We start from the raw sequence: 20,790 nt of genomic DNA on the forward strand, positions 1-20,790 counted from the left end.
GCCAGCCAGTTCGAACGGCACTACGCTACTCGGCCGCGTGTGCGACCCGGAGGCGGGCGGCGGCCCACGACGTATGGTCATAGGAGTTATTGCCGTTCGCGTCGCGTACCACGAGCCGCAGCAGGGAAACCCCCGTCACGTCCACCTCGACGGCGCGCGGCCCGCCGGCCGCCGTCAGCGTGCCGCTCGCCCAGCGCAGCGTCCCGTCCCCCCACACCTCGGCAACCGTGGCGCCCGCCGGGCTCTGGCGCGCGGAAAAGTCGTCGATGCCGACCACGGCCGTCAGGCGGGCGGCCCGGCCGCCGAGGTAGTAGACCAGCTCCGACGGCGCGTGCACGCCCAGGCCCTTGGCGTGCACGATGCCACCGAAGCTGATCGGGGTGCCGTCCCCCGCCTCCTTGCGGCCGTTGCTCGTGTCGATCTCCACCGGACCCCAGCCGTTCGCCGCCGACACCCAGTCCAGATCGGACAGATACGCGTCCGCGACCGGCGCGGGCGGCGGCGTACGAACGGTGCGGGCGCCGGTGTAGCGCACCGGCGTGCGGCCGTGCCGCGCCGCGCCCTCGGCGCGCACCTGCCACGAACCCGCGGCCGGCCGCGCGCCGGGGAAGACCCGCCAGACCGCGGTCAGCGCCGCCCCGGGCGCAAGACGGCGCGCGGCCACCGGCGACAGCGGCCGCAGCCGCCAGCCCTCGGGGCCGGTCAGCCGCAGCCGGGCGTCGGTCCAGGCCGCGGCCGTCGCGTTGGTGAGGGTGACCGTCACGTCGAACGCCTCGCCAGGCAGGGCCAGACCGGGCGCGCCGACCCGGATGCCGAAGCCCTCCCGCCGGTAGTCCGCCACCCACAACTCGCGCAGCAGCGCCGTCAGTTCGGCGACCCGCGCCGGGTGCGCCGCGGCGAGGTCGGTCGTTTCGCCCGGATCGGCCGCCAGATCGTACAACTCCAGCTGCCACTCCTCGTCCGGCGCCGTGCGGTCGCGGGCGGGCGCAAACCTGACGGCCTTCCAGTCCTCCCGCCGCACCGCCTCGGCAAGTCTGAGAATCCGGCCGCCGTCCTCCGCGTTGGCCCGGCGCGTCGAGCCGGGGTCGTTGCGGTACCAGTACAGGTGCCCGTGCCGCGCGGGCCGCCCGCCGCGGCCCAGCAGCCCGGCGACGGACAGGCCGTCGATGTCGCGCGGCGCCGGGGCGCCGCCCAGGTCGGCCAGCGTCGGCAGCAGATCCGTCAGCTGCGTGGGCCGTTCGCTGACCGCGCCCGCCTCGACCGTGCCCGGCTGCCACGCCAGCAGCGGAACGCGGACCCCGCCCTCGTACAGGTTGCGCTTGTAGCCGCGCAGCGGGCCGTTCAGATCGAACAGGTCCGGGTCGGTACCGCCTTCCTCGTGCGGCCCGTTGTCGCTGGTGACGAGCGTGAGGGTGCGCCGGTCGAGACCGAGGAGCCGCAGCCGGTCCAGCACCGCGCCCACCAGCGTGTCGAGGCGGGTGATCTGCGCGGCGTGGCCCTTGTCGGCCTCGCTCCAGGGCCGGTCGGCGTACTCGCCCAGCTCCGGGATCTCGCTGGGCGCGTGCGGCACGTTGGGCGCCAGGAACAGCAGGAACGGCGCGTCGGCGTGCGCGTCGAGGAACGCCAGCGCGCGTTCCTCGATCAGGTCGACGGCGTACGCGCCCTCGGGCACCTCGATGCGCTCCCCGTTGTGCCACAGGTGGGTGGGAAAGTACTCGTGCGCGTGCCCGTGCGTGAGGTAGCCGAAAAACTCCTCGAAGCCACGGGCGTTGGGGTGGCTCGGCTGCCAGGCCTCCTCCGGGCCGAAACCCCACTTCCCGATGCACGCGGTGCGGTAGCCGCGGGCCCGCAGCACCTCGGCGAACGTGGTGTCGTCGTCACCGAGCGAGCCCTGCGGCCCGTTGAACGGATTCTCGCGGACCGCGGCATGCCCGCTGTGCAGGCCCGTCAGCAGCGAGCAGCGGGACGGCGCGCAGACGGCGGCGGTCGAGTACGCCTGCGTGAAGCGCAGCCCCTCGGCGGCCAGCCGGTCCAGGCGCGGGGTGCTGACCAGGTGCTGCCCGTACGCGCCTGGGCCGCCCCAGCCGAGGTCGTCGGCGAGGACGACCACGAAGTTGGGCGGGCGGCCGTGGCGTTCGGCACCGCGCTCCGCGTGCTCCGCGCTGTCCGCACGGGCACCGGGCAGCGCGGCGGTCACGCCGCCCGCGGCGGCGGTCACGGCCGAACCGGCCAGGAACTGACGACGAGTGGCGGACACGGGACCCCCTGGGCGGCAGGCGCGGCGATGGCGACCACCCGATCATGGGGCAGTTGTGTTGACAGGGTGTGGACACCGTGTGGCACGCCGGCCGGACGGCCCCGCCCGAACGCCGGGCAGCTGCACGCCCGTTCCCCGTCGCCGCCGGAAAACCCCTCGTCAGCCGTCCGCCGGCCCGCCCCCCGGCCCCGGACGGCCGCCGGCGCTGCGACGTGCATTCGGAAGAGGCGCGGAACTGCCCCGGAACGACACAGCCGCCCCGGGCCCCCTACGTGACGTCGAGCCGCACCAGGTCGTCGCCCGACAGCAGCCGCAGCTCATCGCTCCCCGCGACGGGGTAGATGCCGTGCGGCTCGGGAACGTCGAGCACCGCCTGCGGATCGGACACCAGACCGGTGCCGCCGTCCAACGGGATACGCCACAGCTGCCCGCCCTCGGAGCCCGGCAGCCACAGCGACCCGCGGGAGGCGGCCAGCCCGGCCGGTGCCTCGCCCGCGGTCTCCCAGACCGCCACCGGCTCGCCCCCCGGCACCACGGACAACAGCCGCGTCCCGCCGTCCCCGCCCGCGTCGACGGCCCACATCCGGTCGCCGTCCCAGGCCAGGCCGCGCACGTCGGTGTAGGGGCCGGGGGAGTGGATGACGGGCGGCTGCGTCCCGTTCGGATCGATCTGGAGGATCTTCCCGGCCAGGGACGTCTCGTCGGCCGCCAGCTCCGGGTCCCCGGCGTCGCCCGTGCCCGCGTACAGCATGCCGTCCGGCCCGAACGCCAGCACCCCCCCGCCGCGCCCCCCACCGTCGGCCAGCGGGATCGGCTCGTCGAGCAGCGGCACCGGCGTGTCGCCCCAGCTCTGCCAGTCCCGGTCGGGGTAGTAGCGGAAGCTCGTGATCTCGCCGCCCGCGGGCCCGGCGTAGAAAGCGACGACGTTCACATAGCGGCCGGTGGCCTGCGACGGCACCGCGAGCGCCAGCAGCTCGCCCGGCACCGTGCCGATCTCGGCCAACTCGCCGTCGCCATCCGCCCGGTGCAGCAGAACGGTGTCGCCGGAGCCGACCAGCAGATCCTCGCCGCCCGGCAGGCCCGCCACGCAGCACGCCCCGGTGAGGCCCGTGGCCTCGGTGCTCGTCGGGGTCGCGGTGCCCGTCGCGGGCGCGGGGCTCGGCCCCGGCCTGGCGTCCTCGGTCGCGTCGCCGCCCGGCTCCGGTACGGACGGATCTCCGGTCGGCGTGGGCAGGGCCGGCGGGCCCTCCCGCTCCGCCCGGTCGGCGGCGGGGCCGATGCTGCACCCCGCGGCCAGCGCCCCGGTCACCGCGACGACCGCCACGCGGCGCGCCATGCGCCATCCCCGCATGCGCAACTGCCTAAATGGACATGCCGTAGATGATGGTGAACAACGTGCCGAGCGACCCGATGATGAACACCCCGGTCAGACCGGCCACGATCAGCCCCTTGCCCTGCTCGGCGCTGAACGAGTCGCGCATGGCCGTCGACCCGATGCGCTGCTTGGCCGCGCCCCAGATCGCGATGCCCAGGCAGATGAGAATGGCCAGCGCCATGATCACCTGAATCATCGTCCGGGCCGAGTCGCCCACCGCACCGAACGGGCCCCAATCAGGGGCAATGCCGCCAATGATGTTGTTGATGTCATCTGGCTGTTCTTCGTCTTCCACCGAACTCACCACCCAACTGGCTGCCAACGGTGCTCACTCCGGATTGTGCCACGCCGCGCAGACAGACGAGGACCGCGAGTGAGTGCCTTTCGGGCCGTCGCCCGGCCCCGGGCCGCATCAGGTCGCGCAGCGCGCCGCCCGCAGCTGCAAGTAGCGCCGCTCCGGCACGCTCAGCGTGCGCCCGGCCGCCAGGCGGTACGCCTCCGCGGCCGCGGCCGGGCGGCCGGCCCGCTCCAGCAGGTGGCCGCGGACCGCCGCCAGCCGGTGGCCGGCGGCCAGCCGCTGATCCGCCGCCAGCCGCTCCAGCAGGTCGAGGCCCGTTTCCGGGCCGTGCACCATCGCCACCGCGACCGCCCGGTTGAGACTCACCACCGGTCCTGGCGAAAGCTTCTCCAGCAGCTCGTAAAGCCCCAGGATCTGCGGCCAGTCGGTGTCCTCGGCACGTTCCGCCTCGCTGTGGACGGCGGCGATGGCGGCCTGCACCTGATACGGGCCCGGCCTGCGGCGCGAAAGGGCCGCGGTGACGAGACTCACGCCCTCCTCGATCGCCCGCCGGTCCCAGCGCGTCCTGTCCTGCTCGTCCAGCGGCACCAGTGCGCCGCCCGGGCCCGTCCGCGCCGCGCGGCGGGCGTCCGTCAGGAGCATCAGCGCGAGCAGGCCCTCCACTTCGCCGTTCCCCGGCAGCAGACCGTACACCGCGCGGACCAGACGGATCGCCTCGGCGGCGAGGTCCGCCCGGCGCAGCGTGGGACCCGACGTCGCCGTGTGGCCCTCGTTGAAGACCAGGTACAGCACCTGGAGCACGCCGACGAGGCGGTGCCCCGCCTCCTCGCCCGCCAGGCGGCCGAAGCGCACGCCCGAGTCGGCGAGCGTCCGCTTGGCGCGGCTGATGCGCTGCGCCATCGTCGGCTCGGGTACGAGGAACGCGCGGGCGATCTCCGCGGTGGTGAGGCCGCCGACCGCGCGCAGTGTCAGCGCGACGCGGGAGCCCTGGCTCAACTGCGGGTGGCAGCACAGGAACAGCAGGGTGAGGGTGTCGTCGGCCGAGGGGTACCTGGCCTCGCCCGGCGGCGGCGCGCTGAACTCGTGCCGCGGGGTGAGCGCCGCGGCCCGTTCCTCCCGGCGGCGCCGCGCCTCCTCGGCGCGCAACTGGTCGGTCAGCCGGCGGGCCGCGACGCGGATCAGCCAGCCGCGCGGGTTGTCGGGCGTGCCGTCCCGCGGCCACTGCTGCGCGGCGGCGAGCAGCGCGTCCTGAACGGCCTCCTCGGCCGCGTCGAAGTGGCCGTGCCTGCGGACGAGCGCGCCGAGGACCTGCGGCGCCAGGCGGCGCAGCAGGTCCTCGGCGGGGTGCGGGCCGCTCATGCCTCGGGCGGGGTGTCCATGATCTGGCGGATGACCACGTCGGTCACCTTTGACCCGGCAGGGGCGGGACATGCGTGGACGCGCTTGGCGATCTCGGTGACGCGGTCCAGGCTCTCGCACTCCAGGACCCAGTACCCGGCGAGGAGTTCCTTGGTCTCGCCGAACGGGCCGTCCGAGACGACCTGCGTGCCGTCCCTGCCTGCGCTGACGACGCGCGCCTGGCTGGGGGCGGACAGGCCCGCTCCGTCGAGGACTTCGCCGGACTCGGCCAGGTCGTTGTTGATGGCCTCCATGTGGGCGAACATCGCCTGGAGGTCCTGCTCGCTCCACGCCGGGTTGCCCTCGGACGGCTTGCCGCTCATCGCGTTGTAGGCGGCTTCGCTGCCGTAGATCATGACCAGGTACTTCATTGCGCTCACTCCCGGGTGGGTCCGTCCGGCGCCCCTCTCGGGCACCTCTCACAGGGAACGTCGGAGCGGTGGCCGCGTCCTCGACACGGGTGCCGGACTTTTTCTGGAATTTTTTTGGCGAGCCCCGCGGGCGGGCGTCCGAGCGTAGCGGCCGTTGAGGCGACCACGGCCCCCGCAACGGCCGCGGACGCCCTGGGCGGCCGCGGCCGACGCGTTCCGTCGAGAGCGCGAGGTCGTCGAACAGCACGTCGTAGTGGTCGGGGGTGGGCCCGGCCTGGCAGAGCTGCCAGCCGATGCGGACGGTGTCGAACTCGGGGAAGAGGAAGTCGACCTGGTTCCCGCCGTGCCGGGTGGTCGTCACGGTGAGGTCGGGCTCGGGCTCCTCGTCGATCCACACGGCGACGCGGTTGTCGGCGGCGTCCCGCTGCCACTCCAGGCAGGTCCACGCCCCGTCCTCGGCCGGGGCCGACGTGCGCCAGTCCGTCCAGTCGCCCGTGGGTCCGCCGTCGGAGCCGACGCCCCAGAGCGGCACGCGGTTCCCGACCTCGGGCACGCAACGGCCGCCGATCGGCCGCACCAGGGTGCCGTCGCCGCTGCCGCCGGCGGGCGGTCGCGGTGGCGGCGGTGCCGAGCGCGAGAGCGGCGAGGAGGGCGGGCAGCCGGCCGGTGGTCTTCGCGGTGCCGAGGCTCATGTCCGCTCCCCGGGTGGATGGGAGCGCTCCCACCGAGCGCCGCTCGCACCCTAGGCCAGGCCGCCCCCGGCCGAACCCCCCGCGGTCCCGGTGCGCACCGTCGTGCGCGGCCCCCATGCCATGTCATAGTGCTGACGGACGACCGTAGTTGCCGGGGAGGGCGGGCCGATGCGGCGGGTTGTGTGGGTGGCGGGCGGCGGTTTCGGCGTCCTCGGCCTCTTCGTCGCCTTCCTCGTCATCGGCGTCTACACCGCGGGGACGGCCCCGGTGACCGGCTCGGGACGCGGCGGCGGTCAGCTGGCCAGGGACACCGTGCCGCCGGAGTACGAGGAGCTGGTCCAGCACTGGGGCAACCTGTGCGACACCCTGTCACCGGCCATACTCGCGGCGCAGCTCGGCCAGGAGAGCGGCTGGCAGACGCATGTGGAGAGCCATGCCAACGCGCAGGGCATCGCCCAGTTCATCCCGAGCACCTGGGCCACGCACGGCATCGACGCGAACGGCGACGGCGAGGCCAACGTATGGGACCCGGCCGACGCGATCCCGTCCGCGGCCTCCTACGACTGCTCGCTCGCCGGCTACGTCGAGGACGTGCCGGGCGATCCGGTCGACAACATGCTGGCCGCCTACAACGCCGGTCCGTACGCGGTGATCCAGTACAACGGCGTGCCGCCCTACGAGGAGACGCAGAATTACGTGCGCATCATCCGCGGCGCGGAGGCGAGTTTCGCCGCCCCGCCCGAGGACACGGTGCTGCCGCCGCTCGAACAGGCGGCCACGGCCGTGCACTTCGCACAGGAGCACCTGGGCACCCCGTACGAGTGGGGAGGTGACGGCACGCCGGAGGACGGCGGAAGGTTCGACTGCTCGGGGCTGACCAAGGCCGCCTACGCGGAGGCAGGCATCGAGCTGCCGCGCGTCGCCAACGACCAGTGGAACGCGGGCCCGCACCCGGAGCGGGACGAGCTGCTGCCCGGTGACCTGGTCTTCTTCGCGTATGATCTGGAAGATCCACGGAGCATCCACCACGTCGGCATCTATGTCGGCGGGGGGTACATGATCGACGCGCCGTACACCGGGGCGACGATCCGTTTCGACCCGATCGACTCCCCGGATTACTTCGGGGCCACGCGCCCCGTGGCAGGGTGACGTCTGCGTCACACCAGGTGAAACCGTGCCCAATGCTTCCCCGCTGAACTGCGGTGATGCGTTGCTGTTCGATAACGCTGCGGCTGTCATTCGATGGACGTCGGCACACCAGGGGATGTTTGTGGCGTTACCTGTACCGGCACAGGGGCTCCTCCGCCTTGCCCGCCTCGGCAAGGTCCCCCCACAGCATGAAGGGGCCGCAACGGCACATGGCTGGACTCGACAACATCGACAACCCCGAAGTCGACCGGGACCTCCTCTACGACATCAACGGTCTCGCCGACGGCCTCCCCGGCTGGGGCGAACGCCTCGTCACTTTCCTCGGTGAGTACGGCATTCCGGTAACGCTGGTGCTGCTCGTCGTCGCCGCGTGGGCCCTGGTGCGCCGCCGTCCCGACGCTCCGCAGGCGGTTGCTGGGGCCGCCTGGGCGGGGATCGCCGGTGCCGCCGCCTACGCGGCGAACGCGCCGATCCGCGAGTTCGTCGCCAGGCCGCGGCCCTTCGAGGACCACGAGGGCATCAACGTGCTGGTGGAGGGCAAGGGCGGCTATTCGTTCGTCAGCGACCACGCGGGCGTGGCCATGGCCATCGCGGTGGCCCTCTTCCTCGTCCACCGGCTGCTCGGGGTCGTGGCCTTCTGCCTCGCGCTGACCCAGGGCTTCGCCCGGGTGCTGGTCGGCGTGCACTACCCGACCGACATCGTCGGCGGGTTCGCGCTGGGCACCGCGGTGGCCCTGCTCCTGGCGCCGCCGGCGATGGCGGCGCTCACGCCGCTGTTCCGCGCGTGCGCGGGAACCAGGCGGCTCGGCTGGGTGGCGAACCCCCGGCCGGCGGCCGCGGAGCCGCCCCCCGCGGCGGACGGAGCGCCCGGCGGCAGTGGCGAGCGCGAGCCGGAGCGGGAGCCGGAGCGCGAGCCGGAGCGCGAGCCGGAGCCGGAGCAGTCCCAGGCGGCACCGCGGGGCCGGCTGGCGACCTGACGGCCGGACGGGGTCAGCCGGGGTGGGCGATGTGGGCCGCGGCTTCGTCTCTGGCCAGGGGGCGGGAGCGGCGGGCGGGGCCCGACCAGCCGCAGCTGCACCGCGGGGCGATGAACGGTCCGCGCTCCGCGAGGACGACGTGGTGCTCCGGCGCGGCAGGCCCCTGCTGTTCACCCTGGTCGTACACCCCCCTACCGTAACGGCCGCCGTCAGGTCTCGTTAGGCGGTGCGAGGACGGACGACGGTGCTGGGGGTGTCGCAGACCATGACGGTGCGGCGGCGCGAGCGGAGAATCGGGGCGGCCCCGGGCGGGGCCGGCTGTGCCGGGCTGCTCGTGGCCCTGGCGGCGGTGGCCGGCTGCTCGGGGACGGGCGCCGCGGCGGAGGGCGATCCGCGGGCGGCCGTCCGGCAGGCGGCCGACGTGCTGGCCGAGGCGGGCACCTCGCGGGCGCGCACCGCGATGGAGATGGCTTCGGGTGGGACGCGTATCACGCTGAGTGGCCGCGGGGGGTTCGACTACGCGGCGGGCACGGGTGAGCTGCGGGTCAGCCTGCCGGAGGGCAGGCGGGTCACCGAGGTGTTCGTGCCGGGGCGGCTGTTCATGAAGAACCGGGGCGCGGGCGTGCCCGCGGACAAGTGGGTGCGGGTGGACGTCACCGCGCTCCCCGACGGGAATCTGGTGACCGGCGGCGCCACCGATCCGATCGCGGCGGCCGAGCTGCTGCGCGGGGCGCGGTCCGTCACGGACCTGGGCGACATCCGGATGAACGGGGAGACGCTGCGGCACTACCGCGGGGTGACCGATATCGCGGCGGCGGCCTCGGCGGCGGCCGGGGAGTCGAGGAAGCAGCTGGCGGCGGCGGTGGGCGGTTTCGCGCGGACGGAGGTGCCGTTCGACGTCTATCTCGACGATCAGGGGCGGCTGCGGAAGGTGCGCCACGACTTCACGTTCGCCGATGGCGCGGGGCGGGGCGTGGACGTCACGTCGACCGTGGTGCTGTACGACTTCGGGGTGCCGGTGGAGGTCGTGCTGCCCGGGGCCGGTGACGTGTTCGCGGGTGCCGTCGGCTGACCGCGGGGCAGGGGCCGGTGGTGGCCCGGTCAGGTGCGCAGCAGGCGGGCGATGGCGGCGGTGGCCTCCTCGACCTTGGCGTCGATCTCGGGCCCGCCCTCCTCGGCTGCGTGGGCCACGCAGTGCCGCAAGTGCTCTTCGAGGAGCTGGAGCGCGAAGGACTGGAGCGCCTTGGTGGAGGCGGAGACCTGCGTCAGTATGTCGATGCAGTAGATGTCCTCCTCGACCATGCGCTGGAGGCCGCGGACCTGGCCCTCGATGCGGCGCAGGCGCTTCAGGTGCGCGTCCTTGTCCTTGCTGTAGCCGTGCGGACCGCTGGGCGCACTGCCCGATTCGGGCGTTACCGTCTCAATTGTTGCCATTGCTGCCCTCCTGGGACTCTTATACCCCTGATGGGTATAGCGTAACGAATGGACAATGGGGCACGCAGTATCGTGCAGCCTCCAGGCCACCTGTCTGCCTGGTTGGGTTCATTTTCTATTCACTTATGACCGTCACTCGCTTCACCTGATCAACCTACTTTCGGGTGCGAACGGCGACGGGAAGGACTGACGACAGTGAAGCTAAGGCTCGGCGCGGTGCTGGTCTCCGGCGCTCTGGTCCTCCTCACTGCCTGCGGAACAGACGACAACTCGGGCCTTCCCGGCGCGGTCGACTTCTCCGTGGAGAACCTTCGCTGTGCACCCAGCGGCACGCTGCTCGCCTCGGGCTCCAGCGCACAGGCGAACGCGATGGAGGTCTGGGTGAACACTTACCAGGCCAACTGTGAAGACAGTCAGATCAACTACAAGGCGACCGGTTCCGGGGCCGGGGTGCAGGAGTTCCTCCAGGGCACCACGGCCTTCGCGGGCTCGGACTCGCAGCTGACCGAGTCCGAGGTCGAGGAGTCCCGGCGGGTGTGCCGGGACGGCGGCCGGGCCGTTCACCTGCCGATGGTGGCCGGGCCCATCGCCGTCGCCTACCAGCTGCCGGGCGTGGACGACCTGGTCCTCGACGCGGAGACGCTGGCGCGGATCTTCGACTCCGACATCCGCCGCTGGAACGATCCGGCCATCGCCGAGCTGAATCCGGACGCCCGGCTGCCGGACATCCCGATCACGCCCTTCCACCGCTCCGACGGGTCGGGCACCACCGACAACTTCACCTCCTACCTGAACGCCTCCGCCCCCGAGGCGTGGCCCTACGAGCCGGACAAGAGCTGGCGGGGCCGCGGCGGGCAGTCCGCGGACGGCTCCTCGGGCCTGGTCGGCATGGTGCAGCAGAATCCGGGGGCCATCTCCTACTTCGAGCTGTCCTACGCCCACCAGAACGATCTGGACACCGTGCGGCTCGACACCGGGGCGGACGAGCCGGTCGAGGCCACCGTGGAGAACTCCTCGAACGCCGTCGCCCAGGCCGACGTGACCGGCGAGGACGGCGACCTCGCCCTCGAACTCGACTACGCGACGCGCGAGACGGGCGTGTACCCGATCGTGCTGGTCACGTATGAGATCGTCTGCGACCGCGGGAACAACCCGGCGACCCTCGACCTGGTCAAGGCGTTCCTCACCTACACGGCCGGGGAGGACGGCCAGCGGGCGCTCGGCGAGATCGACTACGCGCCGATCTCCGACGACATCATCCAGCAGGTGCGCCAGCGCATCGACGCGATGGACTGAGGATCGAGGACGAGGACCGGGACCACTCATGCCGTCTCACACCAAGAGCACCGCCCGCCTCGGCGACCGGGTGTTCAGCAACCTGTCCAAGGGCTCCGGGATCGCCCTGCTGGCGATCATGGCCGCCATCGCGGTCTTCCTCGCGATCCGCGCGGTGGTCGCGATCCGGGCCAACGAGGGCAACTTCCTCACCACCTTCGCCTGGGACGCCAACGCCGACCCGCCGTACTTCGGCATCGCCGTGCTGCTGTTCGGCACGGTCGTCAGCTCCGTCATCGCGATGGTGCTCGCCGTGCCGGTCGCGGTGGGCATCGCGCTGTTCATCTCGCACTACGCGCCGCGCCGGCTGGCCGCCGGAATCGGGTACGTCGTCGATCTGCTGGCCGCCGTGCCGAGCATCATCTACGGCCTGTGGGGCGCCCTCTACCTGGTGCCGCAACTGACCGGTCTGTACGAGTGGCTGGACCAGTTCTTCGGCTGGACCGGGGTCTTCGCCTACGACGGCACCCCGGCCCGTTCGCTCATGACCGTCGGCATCCTGCTGGCCATCATGATCCTGCCGATCATCACGAGCGTCACCCGCGAGGTGTTCCTCCAGACCCCGAAGGCCAACCAGGAGGCGGCCCTCGCGCTCGGCGCCACCCGCTGGGAGGTCGTCCGGATGACGGTGCTGCCGTTCGGCCGCTCCGGCGTGATCAGCGCCTCCATGCTCGGCCTCGGCCGGGCGCTCGGCGAGACGATGGCGGTCGCGACCGTGCTGTCGCCGAGCTTCCTGATCAACGCGAGCCTGCTGGAGTCCGGCGGCGGCACGTTCGCGCAGAACATCGCCAGCCAGTTCAAAGAGGCGGGTTCCATGGGCCGGGACGCGCTGATCGCCTCCGGGCTCGTGCTGTTCCTGCTCACCCTGCTGGTAAACGGCGCGGCCCGGCTGATCATCGCCCGCCGCAAGGAGTACTCGGGAGCCAACGCATGAGCCGGCCCGAAGCACACACCGCCACCGGAGCCCCCGCCGTCGAGCGCGTCACGCTCCGGCCGCCGCGGCTGCCCAGCTGGTCCGTGGCCGCCCTGGCCGTCGGCTCGCTCGCGCTCGGCATCGCGATCGGCCTGATCGGCGGCTTCGAGAGCCGCGTGCAGTGGGGCCTCATCGCGGCCGTGGTGTTCGTGGCCACGACGTTCTGGCTGTCCGCCGCGATCGAGGGCCGCCGCTTCGCGACGGACCGGATGGCGGCCATCCTCGTGTGGGCCTGCTTCATCGTGGCCGTGCTGCCGCTGGCGTCCCTCCTGTGGGAGACGGTCGCCCGCGGCCTGCCGGGCGTCGACTGGTACTTCCTGACCCATTCGATGAACGGCGTGCTGAGCTGGCAGGACGGCGGCGGGATCTACCACGCCATCCTGGGCACGGTGCAACAGGTGCTGCTCGCCTCCCTCATCGCGCTGCCGCTCGGCCTGCTCACGGCCGTCTACCTGGTGGAGTACGGGCGCGGCCGGCTGGCCAAGGCCATCACCTTCTTCGTGGACGTGATGACCGGCATTCCGTCCATCGTCGCCGGCCTGTTCATCCTCAGCCTGTGGATCATGATGCTCGACTTCGGGTACTCGGGCTTCGCCGGCGCCATGGCGCTGGCCATCCTGATGATGCCGATTGTCGTCCGTTCCACGGAGGAGATGCTCAAGCTGGTGCCCAACGAGCTGCGGGAAGCCTCGCTCGCCATGGGCGTGCCGAAGTGGCGCACGATCCTGAAGGTGGTGCTGCCGACCGCGATCGGCGGCATCACCACCGGCGTGATGCTGGCCCTGGCCCGCATCGCCGGCGAGACCGCCCCGATCATCCTGCTGGTCTTCGGGAACAACATGATCAACGGGAACGCGTTCGAAGGCGCCCAGTCCTCCCTGCCGCTGTACATCTACGAGCAGTGGGGGTACGGAACGGAAGCGGCGTACGACCGGGCCTGGGCGGCGGCGCTGGTGCTGATCGCGTTCGTGATGATCCTCAACCTGGCGGCCCGCGGCATCGCCCGCTGGAAGGCCCCGAAGACCGGCCGCTGACGAGCGCCGACGAGAGCGGAAGAAAGAGAAGCCCCCACCATGGCCAAGCGCATCGACGTCCAGGGACTCACCGCGTACTACGGCTCCCACAAGGCGATCGAGGGCATCACCCTTCAGGTGGAGCCCCGGTCCGTGACCGCGTTCATCGGCCCGTCCGGCTGCGGCAAGTCCACCTTCCTCCGCACGCTCAACCGCATGCACGAGGTCACGCCGGGCGGGCGCGTCGAGGGCAGGGTGCTGCTCGACGAGGAGGACCTGTACGGCCCCGGCGTCGACCCGGTGTCCGTGCGCCGCACGGTCGGCATGGTCTTCCAGCGGCCCAACCCGTTCCCCACCATGTCGATCTACGACAATGTGGCGGCCGGGCTGAAGCTGAACGGGATCAAGTACCGCAAGTCCGAGCTCGACGACATCGTCGAGAAGAACCTGCGCGGTGCCAATCTGTGGAACGAGGTCAAGGACCGGCTGAACAAGCCGGGTTCCGGCCTGTCCGGCGGCCAGCAGCAGCGGCTGTGCATCGCCCGCGCCACGGCCGTCGAGCCCGAGGTACTGCTGATGGACGAGCCGTGCTCCGCGCTGGACCCGATCTCCACCCTCGCGATCGAGGACCTGATCGACAAGATGAAGGCGCAGTTCACCATCGTCATCGTCACCCACAACATGCAGCAGGCCGCCCGCGTGTCCGACCGCACCGCGTTCTTCAACCTGTCGGCGATCGGCGAGCCCGGCCGGCTGATCGAGGTCGACGGCACCGAGAAAATCTTCTCCAACCCCTCGGTGCAGGCCACCGAGGACTACATCTCGGGCCGCTTCGGCTGAGCCGGCCGGAGCGTGCGGATGCCCGCCCCCCTGAGTGAGCGGGGGCGGGCATCCGCCGGTGGATCAGGCCGTGCGGTAGGCGTCGATGATCTCCTGCGTCACCGTGTTGCCCGCCGCGTCCTCGGCCGCCGCGCGCAGCGAAACCGAGCCGTCGGCCTCGGGGTTGGCGATCTGCACCGCGTCGCCCTCGACGGGCGCCTCGGTCCACGTCTCGCCGCCGTCGGCCGACCAGGAGACGGTCAGCGAGGCCAGTTCGCCGTCCGCGCCCGCGCCCTGCACGGTTACCGGAACGGTCACCGTTTCACCCGCGGGCGAGGTGCTGTCCAGCGCCAGCTCCGGGGTGAAGCGGACCACGGTCGCCGGGACCGGCACCGGCCCGTCCTCGGGGCCCGCCGCGGAGGTGAACGTGTGCGAGACGGTGATCTCCGTGCTCACCGACGCGACCGGCAGGGGGCCGGCCGGGTCCCTGGAGACCGTCGTCACCAGCTCGTACTCGGCCTCCTCCGCGGGCAGTTCGAACTCCACGACGTCCAGCAGGTCGTCCGCGGTCGCGAACTCCTCGCCGTTGCGGTACAGCGTGGTGCTCGCGCTGTCGTACGCGCTGTAGCCCAGGTGCCCCGCGCCGTCGGAGAACGGGCGGATCGCGCCGTAGAGGGTGTTGCCCAGCCGGTACAGGCCGTCGTCCGCGCCGAGCGCCGGGCCGAAGACGCCCACGTTGAACGTCGCCTCGTAGGTGCCGCCCGCCTCGTACGCCGTGAAGTCGGACGTGCCGCCCGCGACGCTGAACGCCTCCGGGTCGGTCTGCATGAAGTCCTGGAGCCACTCGCCGCCCGCGGTGTCCACGAACACCTCGGTGGTGCGCGGCAGCGCGTGCTCGGTGGCCGAGGCCCACCCGATCTGCGAGGAGGCGGTGAACAGCACCCCGGTCCGCTCCGGCAGCGAGGCGCCCTCGTGCGTGGTGATCGACGCCAGGTCCGCCGCCTCGGTGTGATCCGTCAGACCGGTGTAGAACGAGCCCTCCTGCACGTCGGCGGCGTGGTACTCGACGCCCTCGCGCTCCCAGGTGGCGCCCGCGTAGCCGGAGACCGACCAGCCGGCGCCCGGCTCGCCGAGCTGCGCGGTGCGGAAGCCTTCCGGCAGGCCGGTGGCGTTCCAGGCCGAGTCGAACGAGGTTTCGCCGTCCTGCCCCAGCTGGTAGCCGACGGTCAGGTCGCTCTGCACGGCCTCCTCGTCCGGGACGGTCATCACGATTTCCTCGGCCGTCGAGGCGTCCACGGCGATGGCCGTGTCCTCGGTCAGCGTCAGGCCGGGCTGCACCAGCCAGTCGACGCCGGCGATGTCGCCCGCCTCGTCGCTGACGAAGACGCTGGCGTCCACCTGGTAGTCCCCGGCGGGCAGCCGCACCGTGCCGGTGCCGTCCGTGCCGGACACGTCGTGGAACTCCTGCGTCTCCATGTCGATCACCGTGGCCCACCAGTCGGTGGCGGGCGCCCCCGAGCGGTCGGTGGCCTCGATGGACAGCTCGAACTTCTGCTCCTCGCGGTCCACCGCCCCCGCCGTGCGGACGGTCTGCCCGGCGTCGCCTGTCGCGGTGATGTACGTGCTGTACGCGCCGTACAGCTCACCGCCCGGCGTGGTGTCGGCGGTGGCCTGCACCGTGGCGGTGCCGTGGGCGGGCACGGTGACCTCGGTGGCGCTCAGCTCGAACATGCCCTCGGGCGCCGCGTTCCCCTCGGGGTCGGTGCCGGTGGCGGACAGCTGGAGGGTGACGTCCGTGTCGCCGTGGTTGGTGTACGTCAGGTCCCGCGCCACGGGCTCGGCGTCCTCGTGCGGCCACGGAACGGTGCCGAAGCTGAGGGACACCGGGTCGGCGGTGACCGTCTGGCCGAGCGCGGCAGGCACGTCGATGCGGCCCGAGCCCTGCTGGAACGCGCTGTAGCCGTCGCCCGGCTGCGCCGACGAGGTCAGCGCGGCCTTGATCTGCTCGCCGGTCCAGTCCGGGTGCGCCTGCGCGAGGAGCGCGGCGGCGCCCGAGGCGTGCGGGGTGGCCATGGAGGTGCCGGAGATCGCGACGTAGCCGTCGGCGACGGGCTCCCCGTACTCCCAGATGGCGGCGCCCTCGGCCCCGGCCGCGCCGATGTCGACGCCGGGGGCGGTGACGTCCGGCTTGACGGCGCCGTCGCGGGTGCGCGGGCCCACGGAGGAGAAGTCGGCCAGCACGTCGGACTTGTCGACCGCGCCCAGGGTCAGGGCGGCGTCCGCGGTGCCCGGCGAGCCGATCGTCCCGGCGCCGGGTCCTGAGTTGCCCGCGGCGATCACGAAGAGGGCGTCGGACTCGGCGGAGAGGTTGTTGACGGCCTCTTCCATCGGGTCGATCTCCGCGGTGGCGAAGCCGCCGAGGCTCATGCTGACGACGTCGGCGCCCTGCTCGACGGCCCACTCCATGCCCTCGATGATGTCCGACTCGAAGCCCGAGCCGCTGTCGTCGAGGACCTTGCCGTTCAGCAGCGCGGCGCCGGGTGCGACGCCGCGGTAGGCGCCGTCCGAGTGGGCGCCGGTGCCGGCGGCGGTGGAGGCGACGTGCGTGCCGTGGCCGTCGCGGTCGCCCGCGTCCGCGGACTCGGAGAAGTTCTGTTCGGCGACGACCTGACCGGCCAGGTCGGCGTGTTCGCTGCTGACGCCGGTGTCGAGGACGGCGATGGTGGTGCCCTCGCCGTCGTACCCGGCCTCCCACGCCTCGGGCGCGCCGATCTGCGGAACGCTTTCGGTCAGCGTCTTCGTCGCGATGCCGTCCAGGGCGATGGCGGCGATGCCGGGGGCGGCGGCCAGCGGCTGGTCGCCCTCGGCGGGCTGCGTGAGCGTCTCCCACATGGCCGCGGCCCGCTCGTCGGCGACGGCGAACGCCTCGCCGTTGATGGCGTCGAGCGCGGTGCCGCCGGTGTCGTTCAGCGCCCGGGGGCGCTCCTCGTCGTAGGTGACGATGAGCGGGAGCCCGTCGGCGGAACGGTACTCCTCGCGGCTCAGCTCGGTGACGTTGAACAGGCGGCGGTCCAGCGTCCCGTTCTCCAGCAGCGGCAGCACGTCCGCCGGCAGGACGTGGGTGAACTCGCCGCTGTTCAGCACGCGGACCGGTACCGACTCGCGGCCCGGGGCGCGGACAAGTCCGGTGACCTCGCCGTTCGCGTCCAGCACGACCCGGTCGCCGGTGATCAGCGTGACGGACACGGCACCGGCTCCGGTGCGGTCGGCCGCTTCCGCGGTGGCCGCGGAACCGGGGTCCGCGGCTGCCGGGCCGGTGGCCCCCGCCGCGAGCGCCGCCGCCACGACGGCCCCGGCTGCGGCTGTCGTGGCACGCGATATGCGCGTTCTTCTCGGTTTCTTCGTCAACTTTCCCCCTGGAAAGTGGTGTGGGGAGGGGGGAGTCGTCCACCCCCTCCCGAATCCTGTCCGGGTCACCGGCCGCGGACCCGCGGGGTGGGCGGGGGGATGGGTGAGGGGTTTGTGAACCAGTGGGGTGCGGCTCAGGCGAAAACGAAGTGGACCAGCACGTAGCTGACGGCGGCCACTCCGGCCGCGGCGGGCATGGTGATGAACCAGCCGAGCACGATGTTCTTGGCCACCTGCCAGCGCACCGCGCTGAGCCGCCGGGTCGCGCCCGAGCCCATGATTGCGGCGGTGATGACGTGCGTCGTGGAGACCGGCGCGTGGAAGATGTACGAGGCCGCGTACAGCACGGAGGCGGCCGTGGTCTCCGCGGCGAAGCCGCGCGGCGGGTCGAGCTCGATGATGCGGCGGCCCAGCGTCCGCATGATGCGCCAGCCGCCCACGTAGGTACCGAGCGACAGCATCCCGGCACAGGTGATTTTCACCCAGACGGGAATGCCGCCGCCCTCCTCCTCGACGTCCGCGATGACCAGGGCCATCACCACCACGCCCATCGTCTTCTGCGCGTCCTGGAGCCCGTGCCCGAGGGCCATGCCCGCGGCCGAGACGGTCTGCGCCATGCGGAAGCCGCGCTGCGCGCGGTGCGGATTGGCCCGCCGGAACGCCCACAGGATGGCGACCATCACCAGGTAGCCGAGGATCAGGCCGATGACGGGGGACAGGAACATCGGCAGGATGACCTTCGCCAGCACCCCGTCCCAGTACACCGTGGAGGTCCCGGCGAGCGCGGCGCCCACGAGGCCGCCGAAGAGGGCGTGCGAGGAGGAGGACGGCAGGCCCAAGTACCAGGAGACCAGGTTCCACACAATGGCCCCGACCAGCGCGGCGAAGAGGATGATCATGCCCTCGTCGCCGGTGGGCGCGTCGATCAGCCCTTCGCTGACGGTCTCGGCGACCTCCTGGCCGAGGAACGCGCCGGCCAGATTCAGACAGGCGGCCATCCCCACCGCGACCCGGGGGGTCAGGGCGCGGGTGGAGATCGACGTCGCAATGGCGTTGGCGGAGTCGTGGAAGCCGTTCGTGTAGGTGAAGAACAGCGCCGCGCCGATCACGACGACCAGGGAAAGAGTCTCCACGGCGTGCTCAGGACTCCTTGACCACGATCGTCTCCACCGTGTTGGCCACGGACTCGAAGGCGTCGGCCGCCTCCTCAAGCACATCGACGATCTGCTTCAGCTTCATGACCTCTATGGCCTCGTAGCTGCCGTTGAACAGATGTGCCAGGAGTCTCCGGTGGATCTGGTCCGCCTGGTTCTCCAGGCGGTTCACCTCGATCCAGTACTCGTTCAGATTGCGCATGGTGCGCAGGTGCGGCATGGCTTCCGCGGTCAGCTCCGCGGCGCGGCCCAGGACCTCGATCTGCTGCTCGACACCCTTGGGCAGCTCGTCGATCTCGTACAGGACGACGAGGTCGACGGCCTCCTCCATGAAGTCCATGATGTCGTCGAGCCGCGAGGCGAGGCGGTAGATGTCCTCCCGGTCGAACGGGGTGATGAACGACGAGTTCAGCTGGTGGAAGATGGCGTGCGTCGCGTCGTCCCCCGCGTGCTCCGCCGCCCGCATCCGGTCCGCGATGTCCACGCGCGTAGCGGGATCGGCCCCGAGCAGCTCCATCAGCAGTTTCGAGCCACTGAGAACATTGTCGGCTGCGGTGGCGAACAGTTCGTAGAAGCTTGTCTCCCGGGGCGTCAGGCGAAAGCGCACGGCAGTTCCTCTGGCGTTCATCAGCGGGTGTCCCCGTCGATGCTAGGGCAGAATCAAGCCACGGCTAACCCCTGCCGTGCGGCCAGGACACGCTCGGTGTCCGGTGCGCTACCGCCCGCCGTTGTACGGCCCGTACGGGCCGTCGCTGCTGCTGCTCCGGCCGCCACGCCCGCCGCCGGACACCGACTGGAGGGCCGGGCGGACGTCCACGAGGTAGACGATGGTCGCGATGGCGCCCGCGAGCACCAGCAGCAGCCACGGGATCAGCAGCTGCACCGCAACCGTGACGCCCAGGATGACCAGCCAGAACGGCTTGGTCTGCTTGTCGGCCGCGCGATAGGCGTCCTCGCGCTGGAGAGCCGCGTTCACCAGGGCGTAGACGCTGAGGATCAGCAGCCCCAGGAAGATGAAGCTCACGATCGAGCTGAATCCTTGCAACAGCATCCTGTCCACCACCATGTCGGTACGCTGACGTCCCTACCCACGCTACCGGCCGGGATGCCGGGCGCGTAATGCCTGCTGCCTCCCGGCCGGCCGCGCCGCCCGCGCGGTCACGCCCGCGGGGGCATCTTCTTCGGCGGAGTCTTGCGGGGCGCGGTCTTCCGGGCCCGCGGCTTCGGCGACTCGTCGGCCGCCTCCGCCGCGCCTGGCTCGGTGACGGGCTCGGTCACCGGCTCCGTGACGGGCTCGGTCACCGGCTCGGTCACCGGCTCGGCGCGCTCGACGGTGACCTGCGTCTCCGGCTCGGCGGTCTCGCGCCGGCGCTCGACGACGCTCTTGCCGCGCTCCGCGAGCCCGTCGTACGCCTCGCGCGCCTTCACCGCGTACTCGAGCGCTATCCCGACGCCCTGGAGCGCCGCGCTCTGCGCCTGCTCGCGCAGCTTCGGCAGCCGCTCGGGCGCCTCGGCGCGCAGCCGGTCGAAGGTGGCGGGCAGCTCGCGCAGCTTCTGCGCGGCGAGATCGGCCGTGCCGGCGGCGAAGTAGACGGGCGTGGTGCTGGTCAGGGTTTTGCGAAGGTCGTCCGTGATGGCCATGTCAGGGGTTCTCCTTGCGGAACGAGTCGTAGATCTGGAGCAGCGCCTGCTGCTGCTGCTCGGTGAGCCCCGGGTCGGCGAGCACCGCCTCGCGCACCCCGGGCGGCTGCCCGGCGCCGTCCTCCTGCCCCCGCTCGTCGAGGATGCCGGCCTGCACGTACAGCGTCTCGGCGGAGATCCGGAGCCCCTTGGCGATCTGCTGGAGGATCTCCGCGCTCGGCTTGCGCAGCCCGCGCTCGATCTGGCTGAGATAGGGATTCGACACGCCGGCGGCCTCCGCGAGCTGCCGCAGCGACAGCTGCGCCTGACGGCGCTGCTCCCGCAGGAACGCGCCGAGATCACCGACACCGAGCGAAGCCATGCCTCCAGCGTGCGGCATTGCGCTAACTATTGCAAGCGACCGCTTACCAGCGCGAGCACGGCCCCGAGGTGACCGGCGGCTGCGTGCCGGGCCGTGACGGTTGGCATCGGGCCACGCTGGCCGGCGTCGCCCTCG

At 72.1% G+C, this 20,790-nt stretch carries 20 protein-coding genes; 7 read left to right on the plus strand and 13 right to left on the minus strand.

Annotated elements, in window-relative coordinates:
* Positions 1–25 precede the first annotated feature (25 nt).
* The 5 genes from STBA_RS20495 to STBA_RS20515 all read right to left on the minus strand — a co-directional run bounded on the left by STBA_RS20495 (position 26) and on the right by STBA_RS20515 (position 5,699).
* Positions 26–2,257, minus strand: coding sequence for a sulfatase-like hydrolase/transferase (locus STBA_RS20495; RefSeq protein ID WP_077060649.1), 2,232 nt, complete (start codon positions 2,255–2,257; stop codon positions 26–28).
* A 268-nt stretch (positions 2,258–2,525) separates the two neighbouring features.
* Positions 2,526–3,593 (minus strand): PQQ-dependent sugar dehydrogenase, encoded by a 1,068-nt coding sequence (locus STBA_RS20500; RefSeq protein WP_077060650.1) that lies wholly within the window; start codon positions 3,591–3,593, stop codon positions 2,526–2,528.
* 25 nt (positions 3,594–3,618) lie between these two features.
* Complete coding sequence (locus STBA_RS20505) at positions 3,619–3,927, minus strand: hypothetical protein (RefSeq protein WP_077060651.1); 309 nt, start codon at positions 3,925–3,927, stop codon at positions 3,619–3,621.
* A 117-nt stretch (positions 3,928–4,044) separates the two neighbouring features.
* Positions 4,045–5,289, minus strand: coding sequence for a DUF6596 domain-containing protein (locus STBA_RS20510; RefSeq protein WP_077060652.1), 1,245 nt, complete (start codon positions 5,287–5,289; stop codon positions 4,045–4,047).
* On the minus strand, positions 5,286–5,699 hold the full coding sequence (locus STBA_RS20515) for a YciI family protein (RefSeq protein ID WP_077060653.1): 414 nt from the start codon (positions 5,697–5,699) through the stop codon (positions 5,286–5,288). Before STBA_RS20515 ends, STBA_RS20510 begins: the two co-directional genes overlap by 4 nt.
* A gap of 860 nt (positions 5,700–6,559) precedes the next feature.
* On the opposite strand from STBA_RS20515, the gene STBA_RS20520 reads away from it, so the two are divergent.
* Entirely contained in the window at positions 6,560–7,540 is a 981-nt protein-coding gene (locus tag STBA_RS20520) for a bifunctional lytic transglycosylase/C40 family peptidase (protein ID WP_077060654.1), read from the plus strand.
* Positions 7,541–7,749: 209 nt separating this feature from the next.
* A complete protein-coding gene (locus tag STBA_RS20525) occupies positions 7,750–8,517 on the plus strand; it encodes a phosphatase PAP2 family protein (protein WP_077060655.1) in 768 nt (255 codons plus the stop codon).
* Positions 8,518–8,530: 13 nt separating this feature from the next.
* Here the strand turns inward: STBA_RS20525 and STBA_RS37885 are convergent, their stop codons facing one another.
* Positions 8,531–8,704: a hypothetical protein gene (locus STBA_RS37885; RefSeq protein ID WP_171987748.1), complete on the minus strand. Its 174-nt coding sequence runs from the start codon at positions 8,702–8,704 to the stop codon at positions 8,531–8,533.
* 39 nt (positions 8,705–8,743) lie between these two features.
* Between STBA_RS37885 and STBA_RS20530 the strand changes: the two genes are divergently transcribed.
* A complete protein-coding gene (locus STBA_RS20530; protein WP_253194866.1) occupies positions 8,744–9,589 on the plus strand; it encodes a hypothetical protein in 846 nt (281 codons plus the stop codon).
* A 29-nt stretch (positions 9,590–9,618) separates the two neighbouring features.
* On the opposite strand, the gene STBA_RS20535 is transcribed toward STBA_RS20530, so the two are convergent.
* Positions 9,619–9,951, minus strand: coding sequence for a metal-sensitive transcriptional regulator (locus STBA_RS20535; protein WP_077060656.1), 333 nt, complete (start codon positions 9,949–9,951; stop codon positions 9,619–9,621).
* 195 nt (positions 9,952–10,146) lie between these two features.
* Here STBA_RS20535 and pstS point away from each other — a divergent pair, with 195 nt between their 5' ends.
* Genes pstS through pstB form a run of 4 tightly spaced genes read left to right on the plus strand, consistent with a single transcriptional unit; the run spans position 10,147 to position 14,112 of the window.
* Positions 10,147–11,247: a phosphate ABC transporter substrate-binding protein PstS gene (gene pstS, locus STBA_RS20540; RefSeq protein WP_079252056.1), complete on the plus strand. Its 1,101-nt coding sequence runs from the start codon at positions 10,147–10,149 to the stop codon at positions 11,245–11,247.
* Positions 11,248–11,275: 28 nt separating this feature from the next.
* A complete protein-coding gene (pstC, locus tag STBA_RS20545) occupies positions 11,276–12,220 on the plus strand; it encodes a phosphate ABC transporter permease subunit PstC (protein ID WP_077060658.1) in 945 nt (314 codons plus the stop codon).
* A complete protein-coding gene (gene pstA, locus STBA_RS20550; RefSeq protein WP_077060659.1) occupies positions 12,217–13,293 on the plus strand; it encodes a phosphate ABC transporter permease PstA in 1,077 nt (358 codons plus the stop codon). The genes pstC and pstA overlap by 4 nt, the downstream gene beginning before the upstream one ends.
* 39 nt (positions 13,294–13,332) lie before the next feature.
* Positions 13,333–14,112, plus strand: a complete 780-nt coding sequence (pstB, locus tag STBA_RS20555; RefSeq protein ID WP_077060660.1) for a phosphate ABC transporter ATP-binding protein PstB — start codon at positions 13,333–13,335, stop codon at positions 14,110–14,112.
* Between the two features lie 63 nt (positions 14,113–14,175).
* Here pstB and STBA_RS20560 read toward each other — a convergent pair whose 3' ends face one another.
* The 6 genes from STBA_RS20560 to STBA_RS20585 form a co-directional block, all read right to left on the minus strand.
* Complete coding sequence (locus STBA_RS20560) at positions 14,176–17,436, minus strand: S8 family serine peptidase (protein ID WP_253194868.1); 3,261 nt, start codon at positions 17,434–17,436, stop codon at positions 14,176–14,178.
* A gap of 197 nt (positions 17,437–17,633) precedes the next feature.
* A complete protein-coding gene (locus tag STBA_RS20565) occupies positions 17,634–18,632 on the minus strand; it encodes an inorganic phosphate transporter (RefSeq protein ID WP_077060661.1) in 999 nt (332 codons plus the stop codon).
* Positions 18,633–18,639: 7 nt separating this feature from the next.
* Positions 18,640–19,260, minus strand: a complete 621-nt coding sequence (locus STBA_RS20570) for a DUF47 family protein (RefSeq protein ID WP_077060662.1) — start codon at positions 19,258–19,260, stop codon at positions 18,640–18,642.
* A 108-nt stretch (positions 19,261–19,368) separates the two neighbouring features.
* A complete protein-coding gene (locus STBA_RS20575) occupies positions 19,369–19,704 on the minus strand; it encodes a DUF2516 family protein (RefSeq protein WP_077063459.1) in 336 nt (111 codons plus the stop codon).
* Positions 19,705–19,811: 107 nt separating this feature from the next.
* Positions 19,812–20,294, minus strand: a complete 483-nt coding sequence (locus tag STBA_RS20580) for a hypothetical protein (RefSeq protein ID WP_077060663.1) — start codon at positions 20,292–20,294, stop codon at positions 19,812–19,814.
* Between the two features lies 1 nt (position 20,295).
* Positions 20,296–20,655 (minus strand): helix-turn-helix transcriptional regulator, encoded by a 360-nt coding sequence (locus tag STBA_RS20585; RefSeq protein WP_077060664.1) that lies wholly within the window; start codon positions 20,653–20,655, stop codon positions 20,296–20,298.
* Positions 20,656–20,790 lie beyond the last annotated feature (135 nt).

It is taken from the genome of Streptomyces sp. MP131-18, from assembly GCF_001984575.1.
Lineage (GTDB): Bacteria > Actinomycetota > Actinomycetes > Streptomycetales > Streptomycetaceae > Streptomyces > Streptomyces johnsoniae.

Bases quoted from the DNA above. Each gene is read 5' to 3' on its own strand.
- STBA_RS20515 (WP_077060653.1), bottom strand. From the start codon at position 5,699: ATGAAGTACCTGGTCATGATCTACGGCAGCGAAGCCGCCTACAACGCG.
- STBA_RS20535 (WP_077060656.1), bottom strand. From the start codon at position 9,951: ATGGCAACAATTGAGACGGTAACGCCCGAATCGGGCAGTGCGCCCAGC.
- STBA_RS20520 (WP_077060654.1), top strand. From the start codon at position 6,560: ATGCGGCGGGTTGTGTGGGTGGCGGGCGGCGGTTTCGGCGTCCTCGGC.
- STBA_RS20585 (WP_077060664.1), bottom strand. From the start codon at position 20,655: ATGGCTTCGCTCGGTGTCGGTGATCTCGGCGCGTTCCTGCGGGAGCAG.
- pstB (WP_077060660.1), top strand. From the start codon at position 13,333: ATGGCCAAGCGCATCGACGTCCAGGGACTCACCGCGTACTACGGCTCC.
- STBA_RS20500 (WP_077060650.1), bottom strand. From the start codon at position 3,593: ATGGCGCGCCGCGTGGCGGTCGTCGCGGTGACCGGGGCGCTGGCCGCG.
- STBA_RS20580 (WP_077060663.1), bottom strand. From the start codon at position 20,294: ATGGCCATCACGGACGACCTTCGCAAAACCCTGACCAGCACCACGCCC.
- pstC (WP_077060658.1), top strand. From the start codon at position 11,276: ATGCCGTCTCACACCAAGAGCACCGCCCGCCTCGGCGACCGGGTGTTC.
- pstA (WP_077060659.1), top strand. From the start codon at position 12,217: ATGAGCCGGCCCGAAGCACACACCGCCACCGGAGCCCCCGCCGTCGAG.
- STBA_RS20525 (WP_077060655.1), top strand. From the start codon at position 7,750: ATGGCTGGACTCGACAACATCGACAACCCCGAAGTCGACCGGGACCTC.
- STBA_RS20575 (WP_077063459.1), bottom strand. From the start codon at position 19,704: ATGCTGTTGCAAGGATTCAGCTCGATCGTGAGCTTCATCTTCCTGGGG.
- STBA_RS20510 (WP_077060652.1), bottom strand. From the start codon at position 5,289: ATGAGCGGCCCGCACCCCGCCGAGGACCTGCTGCGCCGCCTGGCGCCG.